We start from the raw sequence: 22,679 nt of genomic DNA on the forward strand, positions 1-22,679 counted from the left end.
CACGCACGACAAGCTGCCCATCCGGATGCTGCACGACCGTGTGCTCGTGAAGCAGGAGACCGGCGAGGGTGAGCGGCGTTCGGGTGGTGGCATTCTGATTCCCGCCACCGCGGCCGTCGGTCGTCGGCTGGCCTGGGCGGCGGTCGTCGCCGTGGGGCAGAACGTGCGGACCGTGGAGCCGGGGGACCGGGTGCTGTACGACCCCGAGGACCGTGCGGAGGTCGAGGTGCGGGGTGTCGCGTATGTGCTGATGCGGGAGCGCGATCTGCACGCCGTGGCGGCCGACCGGTTCGAGGGCTCGGAGGACTCGACCGGTCTGTATCTCTGATCGGCCGGTATCTCCGACCGGTCCGTGTCTCCGACCGGTCGGTACCTCTGATGTAGTCGGCACAAAGGGCTGGTGACCATGGTCACCAGCCTTTTTGTCGCTTCTTTGCTACGTTTGGAAGGAGCCCGACGAGACGCGCCGTACCGGGATGCCGCAGGCAGGGATGCCCGTGGAACGCAGGAAAAGACGACGCATCGCTGTGTCAGTGCGTTCGCGTTCGCGTCTCGGAGGTGTCCCTCATGGCCTGGGTTCTGCTCGTCGTCGCCGGTCTGCTGGAAGTCGGCTGGTCGATCGGGATGAAGTACACGGACGGGTTCACCCGCCTCGTCCCGAGTCTGTTCACGGGCGCCGGCATCGTCGCCAGCATGCTGCTGCTGTCGTACGCCGCCCGTTCCCTCCCCATCGGTACCGCCTACGGCGTGTGGGTCGGGATCGGGGCGGCCGGGGCCGCGGTGGTCGGCATGGTGGTGCTGGGGGAGCCGGCGACCGCCGCCCGGATCTTCTTCGTGTGTCTGCTGCTGGTCGCCGTGGTGGGGCTCAAGGCGACCAGCGGTCACTGAGGGACGTCAGGACACGTCAGTCCCAGCCGGTGGTTGTCAGCTGGGGGCCGGTCGTCGTGCCGGCCGTGTTGCCGGTGTCTCCGGTGGCGCCGTCGGTCGTGCCGGTGGACGTGTTGCCGCCGGTGGTGCCCGAGCTGGTGCCCGAGGTCGTTCCGTTGGTCGTCGTCCCGCCGTCGGTGGTGCCGGTGGACGTGCTGCCGTCGGTGGTGCCGCCGTCGGTGGTACTGCCGGAGGTGGTGCCGGTCGACGTGTTGCCGGTGGTCGTGCCGCCGTTCGTCTGCCCCTGGGTCTGGCCCTGCGTCTGGCCCTTGGTGGCGTCGGAGCTGGGCGAGCTGCCGTCGGTCTCGTCGTCGGTGGGCTCGTCCTCGGAGGGCGGGGCCGAGGGGTAGGCGGACTGCTCGCCGCCCTCCTGGATCTGGAGGTTGAAGTCCGTGGCCGGTTCGCCCTTCAGGGCGTTCTTGGTGAACTGGGCCCAGATCTCGGTGGGTGCGCCGCCGCCGTTGATGCGGGGCAGGCCCATCGCGCCCTTGAGGGACTTGTGGGCGGCGGTCTGCGGGTCCTGGCCCATGACCGCGACCACGGTGGCGAGGTCGGGGGTGTAGCCGGCGAACCAGGCCGCGGTGTCCTCCTCGGCGGTGCCGGTCTTGCCCGCGGCGGGCCGGTCGGCGGCGAGGGCCGCGGTGGCGGTGCCGTTCTGGACGACGCTGCGCAGGACCGAGGTGGTGGTGTCGGCGGCCTCGCGGCTGACGACCTGGGAGGACTTCTGCTCGGGCAGGTCCACGACGTCGGAGCCGTCCTTGGTGACCTTCTCGATCAGGCTGTACGTGCCGTGCTTGCCGTGGTTGGCGAGGGTGGCGTAGGCCTCCGCCATGTCCAGGACGCTGGCGTTGGCCGTGCCGAGGGCGATGGAGGGGTAGGGCTGGAGGTCGGGGGTGTCGGTGGGCAGGCCGAGTTCGACGGCGGTCTGCTTGACCTTCGCGGGGCCGACGTCGACGGCCATCTGCGCGTACACGGAGTTCACCGACTTGTCGGTGGCGGTGCGCACGTCGATGTTGCCGTAGTTGACGTAGTCCTCGTTCTCGGGGGCGTAGGTGCCGCCGCTCCAGCCCTGGATGGGCCGCTTGTTGGTGCCGTCGTAGATCGTGTTGGGGGTGATCTGGCGGCCGTCCTGGGTCTCGGAGCCGTTCTCGACGGCCGAGGTGAAGACGAACGGCTTGAAGGTGGAGCCGACCTGGAAGTCCTGGCGGGTGGCGTTGTTGGTGTACTGCTTGACGTAGTCGATGCCGCCGTACAGGGCGAGGACCTTGCCGGTCTTGGGTTCGACGGCGGCGCCGCCCGCGCGGACGTAGGTGTCGATCTTGCGGTTCTTCGTGTCGAGCTTCTTCATCAGCTTGTCGTTGACGGCGTCGACGAAGGCGTTCTGCTTCTTCTTGTCGATGGTCGTGGTGATGCGGTAGCCGCCGGCGTCGAGTTCGTCCTGGGTGACGATCTTGTTCTCGCGCAGGTAGTCCTTGATCGCGTTGACGAGGTAGCCGCGCTGTCCGGACATGCCGGTGTCGGCGCCCGAAGTCTCCTTGGGCGTGGGGAACTTCATGCCCGTGCGCTTGGACTCGCTGAGCCAGCCCTTGGTGACCATGCCGTCGAGGACGTAGTTCCAGCGGGCCTCGGCGGCGGCCTTGTTCTCGGGGCGGGCGATGATGTCGTACTCGCTGGGCGCGTTGACGAGGGCGGCGAGGTAGGCGCCCTGGGCGGGGGTGAGCTCGGCGGCGTCGATGCCGTAGTAGGCCTTGGCGGCGGCCTGCATGCCGTAGGCGTTGCGGCCGAAGTAGCTGGTGTTGAGGTAGCCCTCGAGGATCTCGTCCTTGGAGGTCTCGCGGTCCAGCTTGATCGAGATGAAGAACTCCTTCACCTTGCGGGTCACGGTCTGGGTCTGCGCGAGGTAGTAGTTCTTCACGTACTGCTGGGTGATCGTGGAGCCGGACTGCTTGCCCTTGCCGGTGGCGGTGTTCCAGCCCGCCCGGAGCATCGCCTTGGGGTCGATGGCGGACTCGGTGTAGAAGTCGCGGTCCTCGGCGGCGAGGACGGCGTGCTGGGCGTCCTTGGAGATCTGGGAGAGGTCGACGTTCTCGCGGTTGACGGTGCCGTCGCGGGCGATCTCGGTGCCGTCGGCGTAGAGGTAGACGTTGGACTGCTTGGTGGCGAGCGCGTTGGCCGGCGGGATCTCGACCATGGAGTAGCCGAGGAAGAAGAGTCCGGCGAGCACCAGGACGCCGAGGACGAACGTGCCGAGCACCATCCGCCAGGTGGGCAGGAGCCGGCGCAGGCCGGTGCGCTTGGGTCGCTTCATCTTCTTGCCTTCCTTGCCACTTCCTCCGTCACCCGCCTCGGGCGCTCCGGGTGCCGAGCCCTCGGTGGGCTGCTGCGGCTGTGGCTCGTCACTCATGTGTTGCTGGACTCCTGTTTCGCGTTGTACGTTCCCGTACGCCTCGTAAGCCTCGTACGCCATGTGCGTCCCCTGTTGAAGACTCTCGCACCAAGCGTTCCGTTCCCGACAATCGGCGCGCGTTCGGTCACACGTCGTGCCCGGAAAACGCGTGGCACGCGACGGGAGCGGCGCACTAGGCTCCTGCGCTTCGGTGTCGAAGCGGGCACCAAGGGTGACTAGCGGGCGAGGAGGACGGTTGCCTTGGGATCGGCACGTTTGTACGCGGCCGTCGCGGCGGGGGGTTTCAGAAGGTACGCGACCTATCGGGTGGCCACGGCCGCGGGGGTGTTCACCAATACCGTTTTCGGCCTGATCCTCGTCTACACATATCTGGCGTTGTGGGACGAGCGGCCGCACCTCGGGGGCTATGACCAGGCGCAGGCGGTCACCTATGTGTGGCTGGGGCAGGCGCTGTTCGCGACGCTCGCGATCCAGGGCGGCGGTTTCGAGACCGAGTTGATGGAGCGGATCCGCACGGGTGAGGTCGCCATCGATCTGTACCGGCCGGCCGATCTCCAGGCGTGGTGGCTGGCGGGTGACCTGGGGCGGGCGTTGTTCCAGCTGCTGGGCCGTGGGGTGCTGCCCTTCGTCTTCGGGGCGTTGTTCTTTCCCACCGCGTTGCCGCACGATCCGGTGATCTGGCTGGCCTTCGCGGTGACGATCGCGCTGGCGATGGTGGTCAGTTACGGGATCCGGTTCCTGGTGGCGCTGAGCGGGTTCTGGCTGATGGACGGCACGGGAGCGGTGCAGGTGCTGATGGTCACCGGGATGTTCTTCTCGGGGATGGCGCTGCCGCTCAACGCGTTTCCCGACCCGCTCGGTGACATCGTGACGCTGCTGCCGTGGTCGGCGTTGTTGCAGATGCCCGCCGACGTGCTGATGGGGCGGACCGATCCGCTGCCCGCGTTCGCCTTCCAGGCGGGTTGGGCGGTGGTGCTGCTGGCGGTGGGCCGACTGGTGCAGCGGGCGGCGACGCGGCGGGTGGTGGTGCAGGGTGGGTGAGGGCGGCCGGCTGACGGAGGGGCTGCGGGCCTATCGGCTGATCGCCGGCATGTGGATCCGTTCGACGCTGGCCTACCGGGTGTCGTTCGTGCTGACGGTGGTCGGCGGCCTGCTGGTGACCGGGCTGGACTTTGTCGCGATCTTGCTGATGTTCTCGCGGGTGGACGTGCTCGGCGGTTACACGCTGCCGGAGGTCGCCTTTCTGTACGGGCTGTCGGCGACGTCGTTCGGGCTCGCGGATCTGTCGATCGGCTCGGCGGGCCGGCTGGGCTCGCGGGTGCGGGACGGCACGCTCGACACGCTGCTGGTGCGGCCGGCGCCGGTGCTGGCCCAGGTCGCCGCGGACCGGTTCGCGCTGCGCCGGGTCGCCCGGCTGATCCAGGGCACGCTGGTGCTGGGCTACGCGTGTGCCGCGCTGGATGTCGCCTGGACGCCGGTGAAGGTGGCTCTGGTGCCGGTGATGCTGGTGTGCGGCGGGGTGATCTTCTCGGCGGTGTTCGTGGCGGGCGCGGCGTTCCAGTTCGTGGCGCAGGACGCGTCCGAGGTGCAGGCCGCGTTCACGTACGGCGGTCAGACGCTGTTGCAGTATCCGCCGACGGTGTTCGGCAAGGAACTGGTGCGCGGGGTGACGTTCGTGCTGCCGCTGGCGTTCGTCAACTGGGTTCCGGCGTCCTATGTGTTGGGGCGGCCGTATCCGTTGGGGCTGCCGGACTGGGCGGCGTTCGCTCCGCCGCTGGTGGCGGTGGGGTGCTGTGCGGCGGCGGGGCTGGCGTGGCGGGCGGGGCTGCGGACGTATCGGAGTACGGGGAGTTGAGGGTGACCGTGTCGGAGGGCATGCCGGTGTCGGAGAGTGCGTTCATCGAGGTGGACCGGGTCGAGAAGGTCTTCGACGTGCGGCGCAGGACCGGGTTCCTGAAGCGGGAGCTGCGGCGGGTGCGGGCGGTGGACGCGATCTCCTTCACCGTGGCGCGCGGTGAGATGGTCGGCTACATCGGGCCGAACGGCGCGGGGAAGTCGACGACGATCAAGATGCTGACCGGGATCCTGACGCCGAGCGGGGGCCGGCTGCGGGTCGCCGGGATCGACCCGTCCCGTGAGCGGATGCGGCTGGCGCATCGCATAGGGGTGGTGTTCGGGCAGCGTACGACGCTGTGGTGGGACCTTCCGCTGATCGACTCCTACCGGCTGATGCACCGCATGTACCGGATCCCGGACGTCCGTTACCGGCAGAACCTCGACCGGCTGGTCGAACTCCTCGACCTCTCCCCCCTGTTGGAGGTGCCGGTGCGTCAGCTGTCGCTCGGTCAGCGGATGCGCGGGGACATCGTGGCGGCCCTGCTGCACGACCCCGAGGTGCTCTACCTGGACGAGCCGACGATCGGGCTGGACGTGGTCTCCAAGGCGCGGGTGCGGGAGTTCCTGCGCGAGCTGAACGCCGAGCGCGGCACGACGGTCCTGCTCACCACGCACGACCTCCAGGACATCGAACAGCTCTGCTCCCGGGTGATGGTCATCGATCACGGTCGTCTGGTCTACGACGGCGCGCTCGCCGGGCTGCACGAGGCGGGGGAGAGCGAGCGGACGCTGGTGGTGGACCTGGAGCGGGAGCTGCCGCCGGTCGAGGTGGGGGAGGCGGCGCGGGTGGTGAAGGTGGACGGGCCGAGGCAGTGGCTGGCGTTCCCGGCGTCGGAGTCGGCGGCTCCGCTCGTCGCCCGGATCGCGGCGGAGTACCCGCTGGTGGACCTGTCGGTGCGCGAGCCGGACATCGAGGCCGTGATCGCGAAGATGCTGTATTCGATGGCGGACGCCCCCGCACCCCCGCCGGACCGGGAGCCGGCGCGGGAGACCGTAGTGCCGGGGCCCGGGAACTCGTAGGCTGCTGATATGACCGACGACGCAGCCCCGGGCCTGCCGGATCTCCGTGCCTCCGACGCCGATCGTGAGAGGGTCGTGGAGGTCCTGCGGGACGCCCTCGCGGAGGGCCGGCTCGACATGACGGAGTTCGAGGAGCGGCTGGAGGAGACGTACAAGGCGCGCACGTACGGGGAGTTGGCCCCGATCACCCGTGATCTGCCGGTCGCCGGCGTCCCGCTCCCGCCTGTCGTGTCGCTGCACAAGGAGCCGCTGGAGGACGGGAGTTGGGCCGGGCGGATCGTGGGCGGCGAGGGTTCGTCGACCTGGGCGGTGGCCGTGCTGTCCGGCTTCCAGCGCAGGGGCCGCTGGACGGCCCCCCGGCGGTTCAACTGCTTCGCCTTCTGGGGCGGCGGCGAGATCGACCTGCGGGAGGCGAACTTCGCCGCCGGTGAGATCGAGATCAACTGTGTCGCGATCATGGGCGGGTTGCAGATCACGGTGCCGCCGGGGGTCGAGGTCGTGGTCCGCGGGATCGGTGTCATGGGCGGCTTCGACCAGCGGGAGACCGGTGTTCCCGGTGAGCCGGGCGCGCCGCGGGTGATCGTCGGCGGGTTCGCCTTCTGGGGCGGGGTCGGCATCGAGCGCAAGAAGACGCGGGCCGCCCGGCGGCAGGAGAAGCTGGACCGCAAGGCGGCGAAGCGCGAGCTGCGTTCGTCGTCCCGGGACGACGAGGGGGAGGCCCACCGGCGGGTGCTGGAGGGCCACCAGGACATCGGGCACGGGCACGGGCTCGGCCAGGGCCACGGCGCGGGGAGCGGGTCCCGGGAGGAACAACGGGAGCGCCGCTACGACGGCCCTGGGGACCAGTGGAGCAGTCGGTATCGGTGAGAACGATCATGGTCATTTCGCGGTGATCTACTAGCACAAGCGATCTGTTCTGCATGGGTGTTCGCTGAAAGATCCCTGGTCGTTTGGGGGTCGGTGGTTACGTCCGTTGCATGCCAGTGGAGTTCTTGACCGATGAGCAGGCCGAGGCGTAGGGCCACGAGATCCGCGACGAGGACATTGCCCGCCTCTCCCCGCTCAAGCACAAGAATCTGAACGTCCTGGGCCGCTACGGCTTCACCGCCTCCACCCCGGCCGCCGGCGCTCTGCGCCCGCTGCGCGATCCGGAGGCACCGGAACTCGACGACGACGAGGACGGCACCGTCTGAAACGCTGTCCGGCCTTCCGGTCCGTCAGGGCAGGGCTGTTCGACCGTGGGAAGAAGCAGGGGCCTGGGCCGGGAAGCCCGGCCCAGGCGAGGGCACCGAGCAGGACCCCAAGACCGCCGGCGCCCTTGGGGTCAGTGCTGTGCGGCAAACCTGTCTTCGATCGCCTTGAGTACGAGGTCGGGGCGTTCCGTCGGCACCTCGTGGGAGGTGCCCTTGGCGGTGACGAGCGTCCGGTTGGGCGCTTCCTTGACGAATGAGGCGGCCGCATCACGCCAGTGCTGGGCGTCCGGGGGAGAGCCTGCGAACGGGGTCTTCTCCGAGACCATGACCGTTGCGGGTACCGAGGCGGGCCACACCACCTTGTGGAAGACCTGGTGCGCTTCGGCGAAGCCCTCCGCGGTGGAGATGAGCTGGCGGTTGGCCGGCTTCTCGGGGTCCTTCTTCGCCGCGTCGACGTCCGGCCGGGTCGCGGCGACGAGGCGGGGAATTTCCTCGTCGGTGAAGAACTGAGGGAGATTGGCGTCGACCAGGACCGCGCCGGAGAGCATCTCCGGATCGTCCTGGGCAAGGTTGTTCGCGATCTCGCCGGCCTGGGAGTGGGCCACCAGGGTGACGTCCTTGGTGATGCCCAACTGCTTGAGGCCCGCCTTGAGGTCACTGACGGCGCTCTGGACCTTCCACGCGCCGGGCACCACGTCGCTCTTGCCGAGGCCGGCCCGGTCGTAGGTGATGACGGTGGCGCCCGTGGCCGCATGAACCTTGGGGGCGATGTCCTTCCACTGCGAGGAGTCCTCGCCGCCGCCCGAGTCCAGGACGATGGTGGAACCGCTGCCTTGTATGGCGTAGAAGGCCAGGCGGTGACCGTCGTTGTTGACCATGTGCAGCTTCGCCTTGGCCGCCTTGCCGGTCCCCGCAGAGGCGGACGCGATGGCGGACGTAGAGGCCGAGGAACTGGACGAGGAGTCGTTGCTGCTGCACGCCGTGGCGGCGCCCGCAGCCAGGGTCAGCACGGCGAGAGACGACAGCACGCGGTACGTGGACCGGTGCCTGCGGGGGGTGCGGGACATGAGTGATCCTTCGAGAGCAGAGGGTGCGCCGTGTCTGCCCAATCCTTCGAGATCCCGGCTGCACGCACGATCCGGCTGGCATGTCTATTGGTGGTGGCGCTGGGACCAGCGAGCGCGGTGGGGTTATCCCCCGCGAGCGGCCGCTGAGGCTGTGGATCATGTGGGCCTGCTGGTCACGGGGCTCACGCGCGCGCTTTCACGAGGATGGGCAGGTGGACGGCTCTCCTGGCAGCGACCGAGGGCGGCGGCACCGTTATACGCGACCCACCGCAACCTCAAGTTCGGCTGCGGCGCGGCCTCCTCGGCACCGGAAGCGGGCGTCGTACTGATGAAACGCTCACGGCGATGCCCGCCCCGGTGAGCAGGAGGCGTTCATCAATCGACCGTTTACCGAACGTGCGCCGCTGGGTCGCTCTGCGCCCCGACTCCCCGCGAGAACCGTTCATTTTCCCGTTCATCAACTGCTGGCGTTCAGATCGCCACCTGAAGACGTTTGATGAACAGGAAGGGCCCCTGTGGCGCTCATCGGACTGGTCCGCGTCAGCACGGACAAGCAGAAGACCCGGCGCCAGCACGACGCCCTCGGCCCGATCTGCCTCAAAGTCTTCGAGGAGAAGATCAGCGGCAAGCTCGCCGTCGACGAACGGCCCGGCCTGACCGCCGCCCTCGACTACCTCCGCGACGGCGACATGCTCACCGTCCAGGAAGTCGACCGTCTCGGCCGCAACCTCCTCGAAGGGCTGATCGTCCTCGACGACCTCTTCCAGCGCGGCATCGCCGTCAAGGTGCTGGACGGCATCGCCGCCGGCGAGCACACCGAACGCTCACTCATCCTCGACCTGGCCCTCGCCCTCGCCGAAGACCGGCGCCGCGACATCGTGAAGAAGACGAAGAACGGCCTCGACTCCGCCCGCGCACGCGGTCGCGTCGGCGGCCGACGCCCCGTCGTGGACGACGACAAGCGGCGCGTGATCCTCGCCCGCCGCGCCGAGGGCCAGTCAATCCGCGAGATCGCCGCAGCCGTCAAGGTGTCCGTCGGCGTCGTGCACAAGACCCTCAACCCCACCCCGTAGAGCCCACTCCTTACCGGCGGGTTACTTGTTCCCCGGTGTCTGGGCGGTGTCCTCGGGGCCTTCACGACGCGCCCGAGGGCACCGCCAGGCCGCCATCACCGATCATGATCGTTCTCACCGATACTGACTGCTCCACTGGTCCCCATGGCCGTACGAGGACTGAGGGCGTGACGACGGCTGGGGCTGAGGCTGGGGCCGTCACGCGGCTCGGCGGCTGTCACAGGCGGGCGGGTGCCGGGCCTTCCAGGTCCGCCAGGTCGATCGTCTCCGCCATCTTGCGGTAGCCCCGGTCGCTGGGGTGCAGACGGTCGCCGGAGTCGTACTCCGAGCGCAGGCTGCGGGGGTCGTACGGGTCGCGCAGCGCCCGGTCGAAGTCGACGACGGCGTCGAACACCCCGTCCGCCCGGATCGCCTGGTTGATTTGCTGCCGTACGTCCTCGCGGCCGTCGCTGTAGCCGCGGTGGCCGCGGAACGGCGTGAGGGTGGTGCCGACGACCCTGATGCCGTGGGCGTGGGCGCGTTCGACGAGGGTGCGCAGGCCGTTCACGACCGCCTGCGGGTCGGCGAGCCCCGGGTCGCGCAGGATGTCGTTGACGCCGAGGTCGATGACGACGACCTTGACGTTCGTACGGCCGAGGACGTCCCGTTCGAAGCGGTTGAGGCCGGCGGCGCCGCGCCGGGAGTCGTCGGCGAGGACCTGGTTGCCGCTGATGCCCTCGTTGACGACGCCGTAGCGGGGCGCGTCGCCGTCGGCGGCGACGCTCGCCCGCAGCCGGTCGGCGAGGACGTCGGGCCAGCGGCGGTTCGCGCCCGCCGTGGAGGTGATGCCGTCGGTGATGGAGTCGCCGAGGGCGACGACGGTGCCGTCGGCCTCGTTGCTGAGCACGTCGAGGGCGGTCAGGTAGCGCCAGAACTCGCCGGCCCCGGTGAACGCGGTGCCGGTGACGTCCTCGGTGGACTCGCCCTCGGCGACGTAGTTGGTCTGCCGGGCGTGCGGGTGGTAGGTGACCGGCCCGGCGGAGGTGGGCGAGTAGGTGCTGACCAGGACGTCGGAGTCGTGCGGGACGGCGACGGTCACGGCGTCGCTGACCGTCTGCCCCCCGGCCGCGACGACGACGGTGGTGGCGCCGCCGAAGGTGAGCCGGCGCAGCGTGTCGGGGACGGCGGCCGCGCTCCCGCCGTCGGACGCGACGGCGAGGGTGGCGTGCGTCACGGTGAGCGGGCCGGTGCCGTAGAGGTTGGACAGCGTGACGCGGGCACTCGTCCCGCCGACGCTGGTGTGCACGACGTTGCGGACCGTGCGGCCCGCCATGCCGTCGGTCGCGGTGCCCGGTTCGCCGGTGACCGGGGCGGCCGCCCAGGTGCCGACCCAGACGCCCGTCGAGATGGGGGCGGCGCTGCCGGGGCCGGGGGCCGCGGCGCGGGTGACCGCGCGGGGGTCGGGCCCGGGGCCGTGATCGGAGGCGACGGAGACGTATATGGCGGCGGACAGGCCCACCACCAGGGCGATGATCGCCGACAGGAGGGCGCCGTGTCTTGTGGGGGACACCCCCACACCCCGAACGTGAGGCCTGGTCATGCGGGGGTTCTCCTCGGTGAGGGGAGCGGCGCGGCTCCGGGGCCCGCAGTCCTGCGGTCCTGTGTTTACGCGTTCATGCGTTCGTGCAGGAGTTCACCGTTGAGCTCCGCCACCTGACAGACGCCGGGAACTCTTGTTCCGTTCCAGGAGTCGGTCAAGTAGGGACAATATCTGCGTGCGGGACACGGGTGGCACGGTGCGTCGACCGGAACGGATGGAGCGGATGGATCGTACGGAAGCGGAGCGGCCGGCCGGCACGAGGGCGGCACGCACGATGACCGTCTTCAGCGAGGCCGACGAGGAGAAGCGGCGCGGGGTGCGCCGGATGAAGCTGACCGCGGCCGGGCTGCTGCTGTTCGTGGCCGTGGTGTACGTGCTCGCCGAGTGGGCCTCCCATCGGGGCGCCGGCCCCTGGGCGGGCTATGTGGCGGCCGCCGCGGAGGCGGGCATGGTCGGTGCGCTCGCCGACTGGTTCGCGGTCACGGCGCTCTTCCGCCACCCGCTCGGCCTGCCCATCCCGCACACCGCGATCATCCCGAGCAAGAAGGACCAACTGGGTGTTTCGCTGGGTGAGTTCGTCGGGGAGAACTTCCTCTCCGAGGACGTCGTACGGCAGCGGCTGCGCGCGGTCGGCATCGGCACCCGGCTGGGCGCCTGGCTGGCCGATCCGGAGCACGCCGACCGGGTGACGGCCGAGCTGGCGACGGCGCTGCGGGGCGCGCTCACGGTGCTGCGCGACTCGGACGTGCAGGCGGTGGTGGGGGAGGCGATCACGCGTCGCGCGGACGCTCAGGAGATCGCGCCGGGCATCGGGAAGATGCTGGAGAAGGTCGTCGCGGACGGCGGCCACCGGCGGGCCGTGGACCTGGTGGTGACCCGGGCGTACGACTGGCTGGTGCTGCACGGCGACTCGGTGATGGGCGCGGTGGAGGGCGGTGCGCCCGGCTGGACGCCCCGGTTCGTCGACAAGCGGATCGGTGAGCGCGTCTACAAGGAGCTGCTGCGGTTCTGCGCGGAGATGCGGGACATGCCGTCCCACCCGGCCCGGGGCGCCCTCGACCGTTTCCTCACCGACTTCGCCTGCGACCTCCAGTCCGACACGGACACCCGGGCGCGGGTGGAGCGGCTCAAGGGCGAGGTGCTGGGCCGGGGCGAGGTACAGGATCTGATCGCGTCCGCCTGGACGGCCGTCCGCTCCATGATCGTCGCGGCGGCGGAGGACGAGCGCAGTGAGCTGCGGCTGCGGGTGCGGGCCTCCCTCCTGTCCCTGGGGGCCCGGATGGCCACCGAGCGCAAGGTCCAGGAGAAGGTGGACAACTGGGTCGAGGGCGCGGCGGTGCACGTGGTGACGACGTACCGGAAGGAGATCACCTCCCTGATCACCGACACGGTCGCGGGCTGGGACGCGGAGCACACGACCCGCAAGATCGAGGCCAACATCGGCCGCGACCTCCAGTTCATCCGGATCAACGGCACGGTGGTGGGTTCGCTGGCCGGGTTGCTGATCTACACGGTGGCGCGGGGGCTGGGGGCTTAGAGGCGCTGGTCGCGGGAACACGATCCGCGCTCCGCTCGATGAGGAGCGTGCCGAGGAGGGAGCCCATGACCAGCGCCGAAGCTGCTGTGCCGGCCGAGAAGGACCGCACGATCACCACTGACATCCCTGCCCGCCTCGACCGGCTGCCCTGGTCGCGCTGGCACTGGACCATCGTCTTCGGACTCGGCACCGTGTGGATCCTGGACGGCCTCGAGGTCACGGTCGTCGGGAACATCGCGAGCCGGCTTTCGGAGCCGGGCAGCGGCCTGCCGATCACCTCCGGGCAGGTCACCGGCCTAGCGGCCGCGCTGTATGTGGCGGGCGCCTGTGTCGGCGCCCTGTTCTGGGGCCGGCTGACCGACAAGTGGGGCCGCAAGAAGCTGTTCATGATCACCCTCGCGGTGTATCTGGCGGCCACCGCCCTGACCGCGGTCTCCTTCGACACCTGGTGGTTCCTGCTTCTCCGGTTCCTCACCGGCTTCGGCATCGGTGGCGAGTACGCGGCCATCAACTCCGCGATCGACGAGCTGATCCCCGCGCAGTACCGGGGCCGGGTCGACCTGATCATCAACGGCAGCTTCTGGCTGGGCGCGGTCGCCGGTTCGCTGCTGTCGATCGTCGCGCTGAACACGGACATCTTCGCGGCGGACGTGGGCTGGCGGCTGACGTTCGCGCTGGGCGCCGTCCTCGCCCTGGTGATCCTGCTCGTACGACGGCACGTCCCGGAGAGCCCGCGCTGGCTGCTGATCCACGGCCGGGACCGGGAGGCCGAGGAGATCGTCACCTCGATCGAACGGCAGATCGAGGAGGAGAAGGGGGAGCGGCTGCCCCGGGCCGACAGCGAGCTCACCATCCACCAGCGCCGCAGTGTCTCCTTCGCCGAGATCGCCCGCACGGTGTTCTCCGACTACCGGCGCCGCTCGATCCTCGGCTTCTCCCTCTTCATCGGGCAGGCGTTCCTCTACAACGCGATCACCTTCGGCTTCGGCGCGATCCTCACCAAGTTCTTCGACGTGCCGAGCGGCAACACCGGCTACTACTTCGCCGTCATCGCCATCGGCAACTTCTGCGGTCCGCTGCTGCTGGGCAAGCTGTTCGACACGGTCGGCCGACGGGTGATGATCTCCTCGACGTATCTGCTCTCCGGTGTGCTGCTGTTCGGCACGGCCTGGCTGTTCGACCAGGGCTCACTGACCGCGACGACGATGACGGCCTGCTGGTGCGCGGTGCTGTTCTTCGCGTCGGCGGGCGCGTCGAGCGCCTATCTGACGGTGTCCGAGGTCTTCCCGATGGAGACCCGCGCGATGTCCATCGCCTTCTTCTACGCCCTCGGCACCGCCGCCGGCGGTATCAGCGGCCCCCTGCTGTTCGCCGAGCTCACCGACACGGGCAAGGTCGGCGACACGGTCCTCGCCTTCTGCATCGGCGCGGCCCTGATGTGCGCGGCGGGTCTGGTGGCGGTGTTCCTGGCGGTCAACGCCGAGCGACGCTCCCTGGAGGACATCGCCCAACCGCTGACGGCGGCGGCGCCGAAGGCACACGAGGCGGCGACGCCGGGCGGGCCGAGCGAGGCCACCGCCTGAGGGCACGCGGTCGCCTCACCCGGGTGCCCCTCGGCGCCTCCTACTCGGCCTCGCCCCCGGCCCGTCCCCGCCGGCGCAGCAACAGCAGGCCGCCGGCCAGGGCGGTGAGGCCGGTGGCCGTGGTCCACGCGACGAGGTCGGTGGAGCCGGTGGACGCGAGGCCGCCGCTGTTCGCGGCGGCGGCCTCCGCCCCGGCCGTCCCCGCCGAGACGGAGGCCGCCGCCGACCCGCCCGACGCCACGGCACCGGAAGCGGACGAGGACGGCGACGGGGCCCGGGAAGCGGGCACGGACGGGGACGGCGACACAGCGGTCGAGGAGCCGCCCGCGGTCGACGCCGACCTGTCCCGGGTGAACGCCAGTGTCCCGAAGCCGAGTTGGTCGTAGCCGCCGCTGTTGGGCCCGTAGTCCCCGCCGCCGCCCTCGGGTGCCGCCTTGGCGGCGATGCGGGTGAGGTACGGCGCCGACAGCCCCCGGCGCTTGGTGTAGTGGCTGGCGATCATCGCCCAGATCGGCCGGGTCATCGCCGGGTCGACGCCGGCCGCGCCGGAGGCGGTCTCGCTGCCCGACCAGCCGCCCACGGCACCCTTCGCCCGGGTGTTGGCCGTGTAGGCGACCTCCCCGCCGAGGCTCCACTTGGCCACGTACTGGGCGCCCTTGAGGAAACGGCTGTCGTCGTGGCCGTACAGGTCGATGCCCTGGTTCCAGGCCATCTCGCAGAAGGTGCCCATGAGGCCGACGCCGAGCAGCGCGTGCCCCTGGTCCCGGCCCGCCTCCAGCCACTCGGCGAGACCGTCGTCGTGCACCACGGGGATGGCCTTCTTGACGGCGCCGAGCCCGGAGCCGTTCTTGAAGTACTCGACGGCCTGTTCCACCCTGGCGCCGTCGTCGCAGAAGATGCCGGTGGCGAGGACGCAGGCCATGGCGGTGAGATCCCAGTTGGGCCAGTAGTTGGTGACCACGGCGTTGTTGTGGTCGGTCAGGAAGCTCTCGCTGAGCGGCGAGAAGACCGTGCTCAGCATCCTCTGGAAGCGTTCCAGCTCGAAGTCGGGCCGGTCGCGCACGAGTTCGGCGGCGTTGGCGGCCTGGTAGCCGTAGAGCCCGGCCGCGAGAAACCGGTCGGCCGAGCCCGCGAGCGAGGTGAGCTTCGCCGACCAGGCGTTGAGGATCGCGACGGCGGTGTCGGCGTGGGCGCTCTCGCCGCTGACGTGGAACCGCAGGCCGTTCTGGTAGGCGGCGTGGAGGTCGTTGTAGAGGATCGCGTAGTTCTGCGGCGAGCCCGAACCCCGGTACACGGTCGCCTGCGGGTTGGCCGTCCAGCCGCTCTGCGCATGCCGGTTGGCGGTGAGCCTGGCGTATCCGGCCGTGTAGGGCGCGGCGCCGGCCTTCACCTTGGCGGCCATGCGGGCCAGATCGGCGCCGGTGTGCAGCAGGCCCGGGTGCGCGTATCCGACGGCGGCGGCGGGGGCCGCGGGGAGGGCGGCGGCCACACCGACGGCTCCGGCCGCCGCGCCCGCTGCCTTCAGCAGGCCCCGGCGGCTGATCTGTCGCGGGCCGGTCTGGCGGGGGCTGGTCTGGCGGGGGCTGGTCTCGCGGGGACTGGCCTCACGGGGACTGGCCTCACGGCGGCTGAGCTGTCCGGGCCGGGTCGGGTGCGGTTGCAGATGCATGCCGGGGAGACGGACGAGAGGCCGGGCCGATAACGAAAACCTGGCCGGCCGGTCGGTGGTCAGGCCCCCGTCGTCGACCCCGGGCGGACGATCATCAGGATCGTCACGGTCGCCCACAGCAGATTGAACACACCCGTGAACATGGCGAGTTGAACCGTCGTCTGCCGCGTGGCCACGCCCGTGCCCGTGCCTTCGCCCTCGCCACCACCCTCGACGAGCACCTCCTGTCGGGGCAGCACGAGGACCAGCAGCACACCCGCGGCCAGCACGGTCAGCACGATCGACGTGATCAGCCAGGGGTCACCCATCACACCCATCGCGCCCGCCGTGGCGAACCTGAAGACGGGGACGGCGAGGCCGACGGCCGCGTACACCCGGCAGATGCGGTGCAGCAGCCGTACGGTCTCGCTCGCGCGGGCGTCGTCGGGCGCGGCCAGGGCGCGGCGCGCGGCGGGCGGGAACATGCTGGCGGCGACGGTGACGGGCCCGATCGCGACGATCGCGGCGAGGACGTGCACGGCGAGGAGAAACTTGGTCACGCACCGACGCTAGGCGGCACGGGCCAACCGCAGAAGCGGCGGAAATGCCAGAGGCCGACGGATTCTCGCCAGAGGGATGGGCGTGGGCGTGGGCGTGGGCGGGGGCTTGGGTGGGGGTGCGGGCGTGAGTGGGGGTGCGGAGTGGGTGCCGGGCGGGGTCAGGGCGAGGGCGGGCGGGGGCGGGGCAGGGCCGGTGGTCGTCGGTGACCAGGAGGCCAGGGTGGCCGTGATCCGTCGTATGCCTACCCTCTTGCCATGCACACCGTCGCCGTACTGGCCCTGGACGGGGTCGTCCCGTTCGACCTGTCCGCCCCGATCGACGCCTTCGGCTGGCCGCGGCTGCCCGACGGGCGCCCGGCGTACCGGGTCAGGGTCTGCTCGCCGTCCCCCTCCGGGGAGGTGAGCGCGGGGGCGTTCACCTTGCGCGCGCCGTACGGGCTCGAGGCGCTGGCCGAGGCGGACACGATCATCCTGCCCGGGGTCGCGAACCCGCCGGACGAGCTGCCGGTCGGCGTCGCGGAGGCCCTGCGGGACGCGGCGGCGGGCGGCACCCGGATCGCCTCGGTCTGCGTGGGCGCGTTCCTGTTCGCCGCGACGGGCCTGCTGGACGGACTGCGCGCGACGACGCACTGGATCGCGGCGCGCGAACTGGCCGAGCGCTACCCGAAGGTGACGGTCGACCCGAACGTCCTCTACGTCGACAACGGCCAGTTCCTCACCTCGGCGGGCGCCGCCGCGGCCCTCGACATGTGCCTGCACATGATCCGCGGCGACTACGGCTCGGCGGTCGCCGCGCAGGCGGCCCGGATGTCGGTCATGCCGCTCGAACGGGAGGGCGGACAGGCCCAGTTCATCGTCCATGACCTGCCGCCCGCGCCCGCCGGGGCGACCCTCGAACCCGTGCTGGCCTGGCTGGAGGACAACTGCGGCCGGGAGGTGACGCTGGAGCAGATCGCCGGGCGGGCCGGCATGAGCGCCCGCACCCTCAACCGCCGCTTCCGCGAACAGACCGGTACGACACCGCTGCGCTGGCTGCACCGGGCGCGGGTGCGACGCGCGCAGTACCTGCTGGAGTCGACGGCGTACCCGGTGGACCGCATCGCCACCCAGGCGGGCTTCGGCTCCCCGACAGCCTTCCGCGAACGCTTCCGCAAGGTGGTCGGCACAAGCCCCCAGGGGTATCGGCGGGCGTTCCGGTCGGGGGAGGGACCAGGGGGACAGGCCAGGGGACGGAACCAGGGGACAGGACCAGGGGACAGGACCAGCGACAGGGGGCGGGAACCGATCCCGGGGGAGTAAAGATCGTATAAGGTGATCCGCCGAACGTCTTGGTCAACAGCGACGGCAGGGATCTCAACGGCATGTTCCGTACTGTTCGCGAGTTCCTCGAGATCGGCGCCGGGGCCGCCGACCCGCGCCCGGGTCAGATCCAGGACCCCGTCATCAAGCGGCTCCAGTCCGGCCGTACGGTGGCAGGGCTCGCTGCGACGGGATGGATGCTGGTGTCCTACCCGCTCGCCGAAGGGCGCGCGGAGTTCGTCCTGGGCAAGCTGGTGGACCTGGTGGCCGGCTTCGGAATCCTCTGCGTGGCCGGTCTGGTCGCCGTGGCGGTCTTCATCACCGCGACCCGTCCCCCGCTGCGTCGTGTCTACGTCAGCCGTCTCAAGGCGCCGGGAGAGACGCTTCGCGCTCTGCTGATCGGCGCGATCTTGGCCGGTGGCGGGGGCACGCTGCTGGCCAAGTTGCTGCGGGGAGAGATCATCCCGTGGAGCGAGATCCACTCCCACGGCATTCTCGCAACGGTTGCGGCGTTCGTGCCGTTCCTCGTCCTCGTCCTGCCCCTCTGCCTCGTCGTCGTGGTCATGGGGGGATTCTCGGTGCTGAGCTGCGTCTGGTACTCCTTCAACTCCTGCTTCCGCCTCGGTGACGTGCACGAGCTGCTGCCCGCGCTGATCTCCCCGGTCCTCGTTTGGTCCCTGTTCGTCCTGAGCTGCCTCGACGGCCCCGAAGTGGCCGCCCCGCCGCTCGTCCTCTACCCGTTCCTGATGGGCGGCCCCCTGTCGGTGGCTCTTCTGTCGGTGTGGGAGATACGACGGCTGAACCAGCGGTACGGGATGACGTTCACGTCGGCGATGGGACGAGGGCCGGAGTGGACGCCGGAGCCGGAGTGGGAGCCGACGCTGCCGGTAGCGGGCCAGGACCCCGGTCACGGGGCATCGCCGTATACGGCGCCCTCGGCCCCCTACCCTCCTTACCCGCCGTCCCCCTGAGATCGGCCTCCGGTCAGGCGTGCCGGTCGGCGACCGCCCACGACGCGAGTGCGACCGCGCCGGCCACGCCGAACACGGACGGCCAGGCGCCGACCTTCTTCGCCAGCGGATGCGACCCCGCGAAGGCGGCGACGTACGCGACGGTCAACGCCCCCGCCGCCTTCCCGCCCGCCTGCTGCCGCCACTGCCGCGCGGCCGCGGCCCCCGCGACGGCGAGGACGGCCCCGCCCAGCGGCCGCTTCCTCGTCCACCGGGCCACGCCGTACCCGCCGACCAGCCCGCCCGCGGCGATCACCGCACTGGGAACCTTCGCCATGTCTGCCCGCCTCTCATCGGTCGCCCCGAGGCTAACGCGCGGGCCCGCCGACACCACGAACATGAGCCGAGGCTTGTCAACTTTCCTCTCGCGAGCTATATAAGAAGGCGTAGGGCATCGCACCCAACACCTAGGAAAGGAGTGACCCGTGATGCTCATGCGGACCGACCCGTTCCGTGAATTCGACCGACTCGCCCAGCAGTTCTTCGGCCCCGGCACGGGAACAGGCACCGACCACCACCCCGCGGCGATGGCGATGGACGCCTACCGGTCGGGCGACGAGTTCCTCGTCCACTTCGACCTCCCCGGCATCGACCCGGAGACGATCGAACTCGACGTCGAACGCAACGTCCTCAACGTGCGCGCCGAGCGCCGTTCCCCCGCCCCCGAGGGAGCGGAGCTGATCGTCGCCGAGCGTCCGACCGGCACCTTCACCCGCCAGCTCTTCCTGGGCGAGACCCTCGACACGGACCGCATCGACGCGTCCTACGAGGCCGGCGTCCTGACCCTCCGCATCCCGGTGGCCGAACGGGCGAAGCCGCGCCGTATCCAGATCACGGGCGGCGCGAGCGGCGACCGTAAGCAGCTGAGCGGATGACGGGTGCCTGACGGGGCTCGGGGGAGCGCCGAGGCACCCACATCCCGACGCGCCCCTGAGCCCCTGAGCACCCGCACCACCGGGCCCCGAGCCGCCGCACGAGGAAGTCCCCTGCCGAGCACGGGGCCCGAGCCGCCATACGAGGAAGTCCTCGCCGTGCCCGCGCCGCCCGGCGTCTTGGGCTAGCCGCGCCCGGCCCGACGCCGCTGGCCCGGCTCCTGCCCGCTCCTGTCCACGACGGCCCGCTCCAGCACCGCACTGGTGTCGTAGACCGTCCCCGCCTCGGCCCGCTCGGTGTCCCGGCTGAAGACGGTGCGTACGCCGAGGTAGTCGAGCGTGCCGGGATCGAAGATCCACTCGGTGCGGGTGCCGTGCCGGGTGTCCTCCCGGGCGATGGCGATGCCGTGCCGGCCGGCGGCGTCCACCGCGTCGGCCACCTCGGTCACACCGGGGATCCGGGCGGTGGCCTTGTAGAACGCGGCAGCGGTCGCGGACGGCATGATCTGCTCGCCGACGAGATCGCCGATCCGTCCGAAGACCTCCTGGTCCTTGTCCTCCCCCTCCTCGACGGGGGTGTCGGCGTAGAGCAGTTTCAGCAGGGCACCGGGATCGGTGGGCAGCGAGGCGAGCCAGGCATAGGTGGGCCGGTCGAAGCCGGCCGGCACCGCGGAGTCCTTGGGATCCGTACCGTCCGGCACGCCGACCTCGATCGGCCAGTCCTGTCCGTACTCACGGATCAGCCCGACATCGGTCACGGGCCCCTGCCGCTGCGAGAACCACACCTGCCGCTCGTGCATCTTCCCGAGCTCGACGGGTCCGTCGAAGACACCCTCGTTCCCGGCACCCTTGCTGCGCACGTACACGAACTGACCGTCGTCCACGGGCTCGACGTCCGTCCGCAGAGCGACGGCGGCGATACGGTCGAGGGTCACGACGGCGCCACGGCTCCCGCCCGCCGTACCGCTCGCACCGGGCCGGGCCGCCGTACCACCCCCGTCGTCCCGCCCCCCACCGATCCCGACGGTGAGCCCGGCGGCCAACGCGACGACGACGACGGCGACGGATCCGGCGACGAGAGCGGACCGCGACAGCCGAGCGGCCCGAGGCCGGACCGGATCCCCGCCCCCGACGCTGACGACGACGCGACCGCCGTCCCTGTCCCTGGCGCTGTCTCGGTCTCGGTCTCTGTCGATGAGCTGCATCAGAACGTCCTTGTGATGGGAGCGACGCCCGGGGGACAGCACCTGCTCGACGGGACCGGCCGGCAACAGCCGTCCCAGTTCCTTGAGTTCCGCGCGCTCCTCCTGCTCGTTCCCGGCGGGAGTGGCGTTCATCGGGCTTCCTCCTGAATGGGCAGGACCGCGAACGCGGTCTCACTCTCTACCTCTCCGCGACGGGAGCGGGGTTCCGTACGACGTTCCGCACGCCGCTCCGGTCGTCGTTCCGTACGCCGCTCCGGTCGTCGTTCCGCACGCCCGGACTGCGCCGTCTCCCGCTCGACGATCTCCCGGAGCCGGGCACGAGCCCGGGACAACCGCGACCGAACGGTCCCGACGGGCACCCCGAGCGCCTCCGCGGCCTGTGCGTAGCCGAGCCCGCCCCACACGCACAGGGCGATGACCTCCCGCTCGTGCCGCCGCAACCGCCCGAGCACCCGCCGTACTTCGGCGAGCCGACGGGCGTCGTCGATCCGCCCGGCGACGTCCTCGGCGAAGTCACCGACGGCCTCGTCACCTCCGGCGCCGGCTCCGGCACCGGCCCGCCGGGCGAGAAAGGCGAGCCGCCGCCGAAGACTCCGGTCGGCGTTGCGCGCCTTGTTGGTGGCGATCCCGAACAGCCAGGGCCGCAACGACCCGCCCTCGACCTCCACGGCCCCGCGCCCCCGCCAGGCGGCGAGGAACGTCTCCGACATGACCTCCTCGGCGACGGACCAGTCACCGGTCAGCCGGAGGGCATGGTTGTACACGGCCGCCGCGTACAACTCGTAGAGCTCGGCGAACGCCGCCCGCTCCCCGCCCCGCACCCGCGCGCGCAGCCGCCCGTCGCCGTCACCTTCAACGTCATCACCATCGCCACCGCCACCTCCACCGTCATCGTCATCGTTGGAACTCACACCTCTACCTCTCCGGGCGGGGGAAGCAGTTCCAGTGCCGTGGATCACACCCCTCCGAGTCTCGGGCTACCAGGGCAGTGTCCTCGCCGCGTCGAGGTACCCGCCGGTCGGACCGTCGGGGCCCACCCGCGCCATCCGGACGATGATCTCGGCGCCCTCCTCGACGCTCTGGACGCCGGTGTTCCCGTTGAGGTCGGTCCGCGTGAAGCCCGGCTCCACGGCGTTGATCCGCATGGCCGGGAACCCGGGCCCCCGGAGAAGCCGTCTCCTACGGCTCTGGTGACGCGTCGGGGGCCTGGGGAAAGCCCAACTCGTCCAGCAGGACGCTGAAGAGGTCCTCGACGAAGGTCTCGTGGGAGCGCAGCAGTTCCTCGATCCGGGGCTGCTCCGCTCCGGCCGGGACGCAGGCCGCCGCAGCCCACGCAAGAGCACCTCGGGCGTCGGCCGGAACGTTCATCTCCAGCTCCGCGCGCTTGCGGCGCACGGCGTCGTCGAACTCGGGCGAGACCGCCCACAGGCTGGTGTCGTCCACATCCTCGGGCTCCTCCACGAGGAGCGGCGCCGCCAGGTCCAGGTTGAGCCACGCCTGCCAGCGTTGCCCATCGGTTCCCGACCCGGTCACCAGGGCGATGTCACTGTCGGAGACCTCGGCGACGCAGGCCGGCGCTCCGGTCGACTCGACCAGGGCGCTCAAGTCGTTGTCCTCCCACAGGCCGTGATCGAGCTGAAGGGTCTGCCAACCGCCAGGCCTGGACGGCCACGCATGCACGGCGCCCTTCACCTCCTCATCGACACCGTTGAACACCGGCGCTTCCAGCAGCGAACGCTCACCACGAGCGAAGACCAAGTGCCCCGAGAACCCCACGGAACCTCCTCCTCCGAGACGTTCGTG

Annotated in this window: 21 protein-coding genes and 1 pseudogene; 12 read left to right on the forward strand and 10 right to left on the reverse strand. The window is 70.7% G+C overall.

All coding sequences use genetic code 11. The annotated features are described in order from the left end of the window. The first annotated feature begins 25 nt into the window (after positions 1 to 25). On the forward strand, positions 26 to 328 hold the full coding sequence (locus ACFWBD_RS31155; RefSeq protein ID WP_384123671.1) for a GroES family chaperonin: 303 nt from the start codon (positions 26 to 28) through the stop codon (positions 326 to 328). Between the two features lie 239 nt (positions 329 to 567). Continuing rightward, positions 568 to 888 carry a multidrug efflux SMR transporter gene (locus ACFWBD_RS31160; RefSeq protein WP_020132220.1) on the forward strand — a complete coding sequence of 107 codons (321 nt, stop codon included), beginning with the start codon at positions 568 to 570 and terminating at the stop codon, positions 886 to 888. 16 nt (positions 889 to 904) lie between these two features. On the opposite strand, the gene ACFWBD_RS31165 is transcribed toward ACFWBD_RS31160, so the two are convergent. Beyond that, positions 905 to 3,331, reverse strand: coding sequence for a transglycosylase domain-containing protein (locus ACFWBD_RS31165; protein ID WP_385674046.1), 2,427 nt, complete (start codon positions 3,329 to 3,331; stop codon positions 905 to 907). Between the two features lie 243 nt (positions 3,332 to 3,574). Between ACFWBD_RS31165 and ACFWBD_RS31170 the strand changes: the two genes are divergently transcribed. Genes ACFWBD_RS31170 through ACFWBD_RS31185 form a run of 4 tightly spaced genes read left to right on the forward strand, consistent with a single transcriptional unit; the run spans position 3,575 to position 7,117 of the window. Then, entirely contained in the window at positions 3,575 to 4,375 is an 801-nt protein-coding gene (locus tag ACFWBD_RS31170; protein ID WP_385674049.1) for an ABC transporter permease, read from the forward strand. Positions 4,376 to 4,424: 49 nt separating this feature from the next. Further along, on the forward strand, positions 4,425 to 5,189 hold the full coding sequence (locus ACFWBD_RS31175) for an ABC transporter permease (protein ID WP_385674165.1): 765 nt from the start codon (positions 4,425 to 4,427) through the stop codon (positions 5,187 to 5,189). Positions 5,190 to 5,209: 20 nt separating this feature from the next. Further along, positions 5,210 to 6,250 carry an ATP-binding cassette domain-containing protein gene (locus tag ACFWBD_RS31180; RefSeq protein ID WP_385674168.1) on the forward strand — a complete coding sequence of 347 codons (1,041 nt, stop codon included), beginning with the start codon at positions 5,210 to 5,212 and terminating at the stop codon, positions 6,248 to 6,250. A 9-nt stretch (positions 6,251 to 6,259) separates the two neighbouring features. Next, on the forward strand, positions 6,260 to 7,117 hold the full coding sequence (locus tag ACFWBD_RS31185; RefSeq protein ID WP_385674052.1) for a DUF1707 domain-containing protein: 858 nt from the start codon (positions 6,260 to 6,262) through the stop codon (positions 7,115 to 7,117). 457 nt (positions 7,118 to 7,574) lie between these two features. On the opposite strand, the gene ACFWBD_RS31190 is transcribed toward ACFWBD_RS31185, so the two are convergent. Next, positions 7,575 to 8,510: an alpha/beta fold hydrolase gene (locus ACFWBD_RS31190; RefSeq protein ID WP_385674055.1), complete on the reverse strand. Its 936-nt coding sequence runs from the start codon at positions 8,508 to 8,510 to the stop codon at positions 7,575 to 7,577. Between the two features lie 515 nt (positions 8,511 to 9,025). Between ACFWBD_RS31190 and ACFWBD_RS31195 the strand changes: the two genes are divergently transcribed. Next, complete coding sequence (locus ACFWBD_RS31195; protein WP_385674058.1) at positions 9,026 to 9,583, forward strand: recombinase family protein; 558 nt, start codon at positions 9,026 to 9,028, stop codon at positions 9,581 to 9,583. Positions 9,584 to 9,800: 217 nt separating this feature from the next. Here ACFWBD_RS31195 and ACFWBD_RS31200 read toward each other — a convergent pair whose 3' ends face one another. After that, positions 9,801 to 11,162, reverse strand: coding sequence for an SGNH/GDSL hydrolase family protein (locus ACFWBD_RS31200; RefSeq protein WP_385674061.1), 1,362 nt, complete (start codon positions 11,160 to 11,162; stop codon positions 9,801 to 9,803). Between the two features lie 214 nt (positions 11,163 to 11,376). Between ACFWBD_RS31200 and ACFWBD_RS31205 the strand changes: the two genes are divergently transcribed. Continuing rightward, positions 11,377 to 12,699 (forward strand): DUF445 domain-containing protein, encoded by a 1,323-nt coding sequence (locus tag ACFWBD_RS31205; protein ID WP_385674171.1) that lies wholly within the window; start codon positions 11,377 to 11,379, stop codon positions 12,697 to 12,699. 65 nt (positions 12,700 to 12,764) lie between these two features. Continuing rightward, the gene (locus tag ACFWBD_RS31210) at positions 12,765 to 14,282 is read left to right on the forward strand and encodes an MFS transporter (RefSeq protein WP_385674064.1); all 1,518 of its coding nucleotides are present in this window, start codon (positions 12,765 to 12,767) and stop codon (positions 14,280 to 14,282) included. Positions 14,283 to 14,322: 40 nt separating this feature from the next. Here the strand turns inward: ACFWBD_RS31210 and ACFWBD_RS31215 are convergent, their stop codons facing one another. Together ACFWBD_RS31215 and ACFWBD_RS31220 are read right to left on the reverse strand one after the other, a co-directional pair. After that, positions 14,323 to 15,810, reverse strand: coding sequence for an alginate lyase family protein (locus ACFWBD_RS31215; protein ID WP_385674174.1), 1,488 nt, complete (start codon positions 15,808 to 15,810; stop codon positions 14,323 to 14,325). A gap of 200 nt (positions 15,811 to 16,010) precedes the next feature. Beyond that, positions 16,011 to 16,490, reverse strand: a complete 480-nt coding sequence (locus tag ACFWBD_RS31220; RefSeq protein WP_385674067.1) for a hypothetical protein — start codon at positions 16,488 to 16,490, stop codon at positions 16,011 to 16,013. A 255-nt stretch (positions 16,491 to 16,745) separates the two neighbouring features. Between ACFWBD_RS31220 and ACFWBD_RS31225 the strand changes: the two genes are divergently transcribed. Beyond that, positions 16,746 to 17,789 carry a GlxA family transcriptional regulator gene (locus ACFWBD_RS31225; protein ID WP_385674070.1) on the forward strand — a complete coding sequence of 348 codons (1,044 nt, stop codon included), beginning with the start codon at positions 16,746 to 16,748 and terminating at the stop codon, positions 17,787 to 17,789. Between the two features lie 62 nt (positions 17,790 to 17,851). Further along, complete coding sequence (locus ACFWBD_RS31230) at positions 17,852 to 18,760, forward strand: hypothetical protein (RefSeq protein WP_385674073.1); 909 nt, start codon at positions 17,852 to 17,854, stop codon at positions 18,758 to 18,760. A 13-nt stretch (positions 18,761 to 18,773) separates the two neighbouring features. On the opposite strand, the gene ACFWBD_RS31235 is transcribed toward ACFWBD_RS31230, so the two are convergent. Next, positions 18,774 to 19,076: a hypothetical protein gene (locus tag ACFWBD_RS31235; protein WP_385674075.1), complete on the reverse strand. Its 303-nt coding sequence runs from the start codon at positions 19,074 to 19,076 to the stop codon at positions 18,774 to 18,776. 151 nt (positions 19,077 to 19,227) lie between these two features. Between ACFWBD_RS31235 and ACFWBD_RS31240 the strand changes: the two genes are divergently transcribed. Next, complete coding sequence (locus ACFWBD_RS31240; RefSeq protein ID WP_385674177.1) at positions 19,228 to 19,674, forward strand: Hsp20/alpha crystallin family protein; 447 nt, start codon at positions 19,228 to 19,230, stop codon at positions 19,672 to 19,674. A 182-nt stretch (positions 19,675 to 19,856) separates the two neighbouring features. Here ACFWBD_RS31240 and ACFWBD_RS31245 read toward each other — a convergent pair whose 3' ends face one another. The 4 genes and pseudogenes from ACFWBD_RS31245 to ACFWBD_RS31260 all read right to left on the reverse strand — a co-directional run bounded on the left by ACFWBD_RS31245 (position 19,857) and on the right by ACFWBD_RS31260 (position 22,652). Further along, positions 19,857 to 21,008: a CU044_5270 family protein gene (locus ACFWBD_RS31245; protein ID WP_385674078.1), complete on the reverse strand. Its 1,152-nt coding sequence runs from the start codon at positions 21,006 to 21,008 to the stop codon at positions 19,857 to 19,859. Continuing rightward, entirely contained in the window at positions 21,005 to 21,709 is a 705-nt protein-coding gene (locus ACFWBD_RS31250; RefSeq protein ID WP_385674180.1) for an RNA polymerase sigma factor, read from the reverse strand. Before ACFWBD_RS31250 ends, ACFWBD_RS31245 begins: the two co-directional genes overlap by 4 nt. A gap of 144 nt (positions 21,710 to 21,853) precedes the next feature. Beyond that, positions 21,854 to 22,030: pseudogene (locus ACFWBD_RS31255) on the reverse strand (short-chain dehydrogenase); the annotation flags it as partial. A 25-nt stretch (positions 22,031 to 22,055) separates the two neighbouring features. Beyond that, positions 22,056 to 22,652, reverse strand: a complete 597-nt coding sequence (locus ACFWBD_RS31260; RefSeq protein WP_385674081.1) for a hypothetical protein — start codon at positions 22,650 to 22,652, stop codon at positions 22,056 to 22,058. Between the last annotated feature and the right edge of the window lie 27 nt (positions 22,653 to 22,679).

This window comes from Streptomyces sp. NPDC060002 (genome assembly GCF_042737245.1).
Taxonomy (GTDB): domain Bacteria; phylum Actinomycetota; class Actinomycetes; order Streptomycetales; family Streptomycetaceae; genus Streptomyces.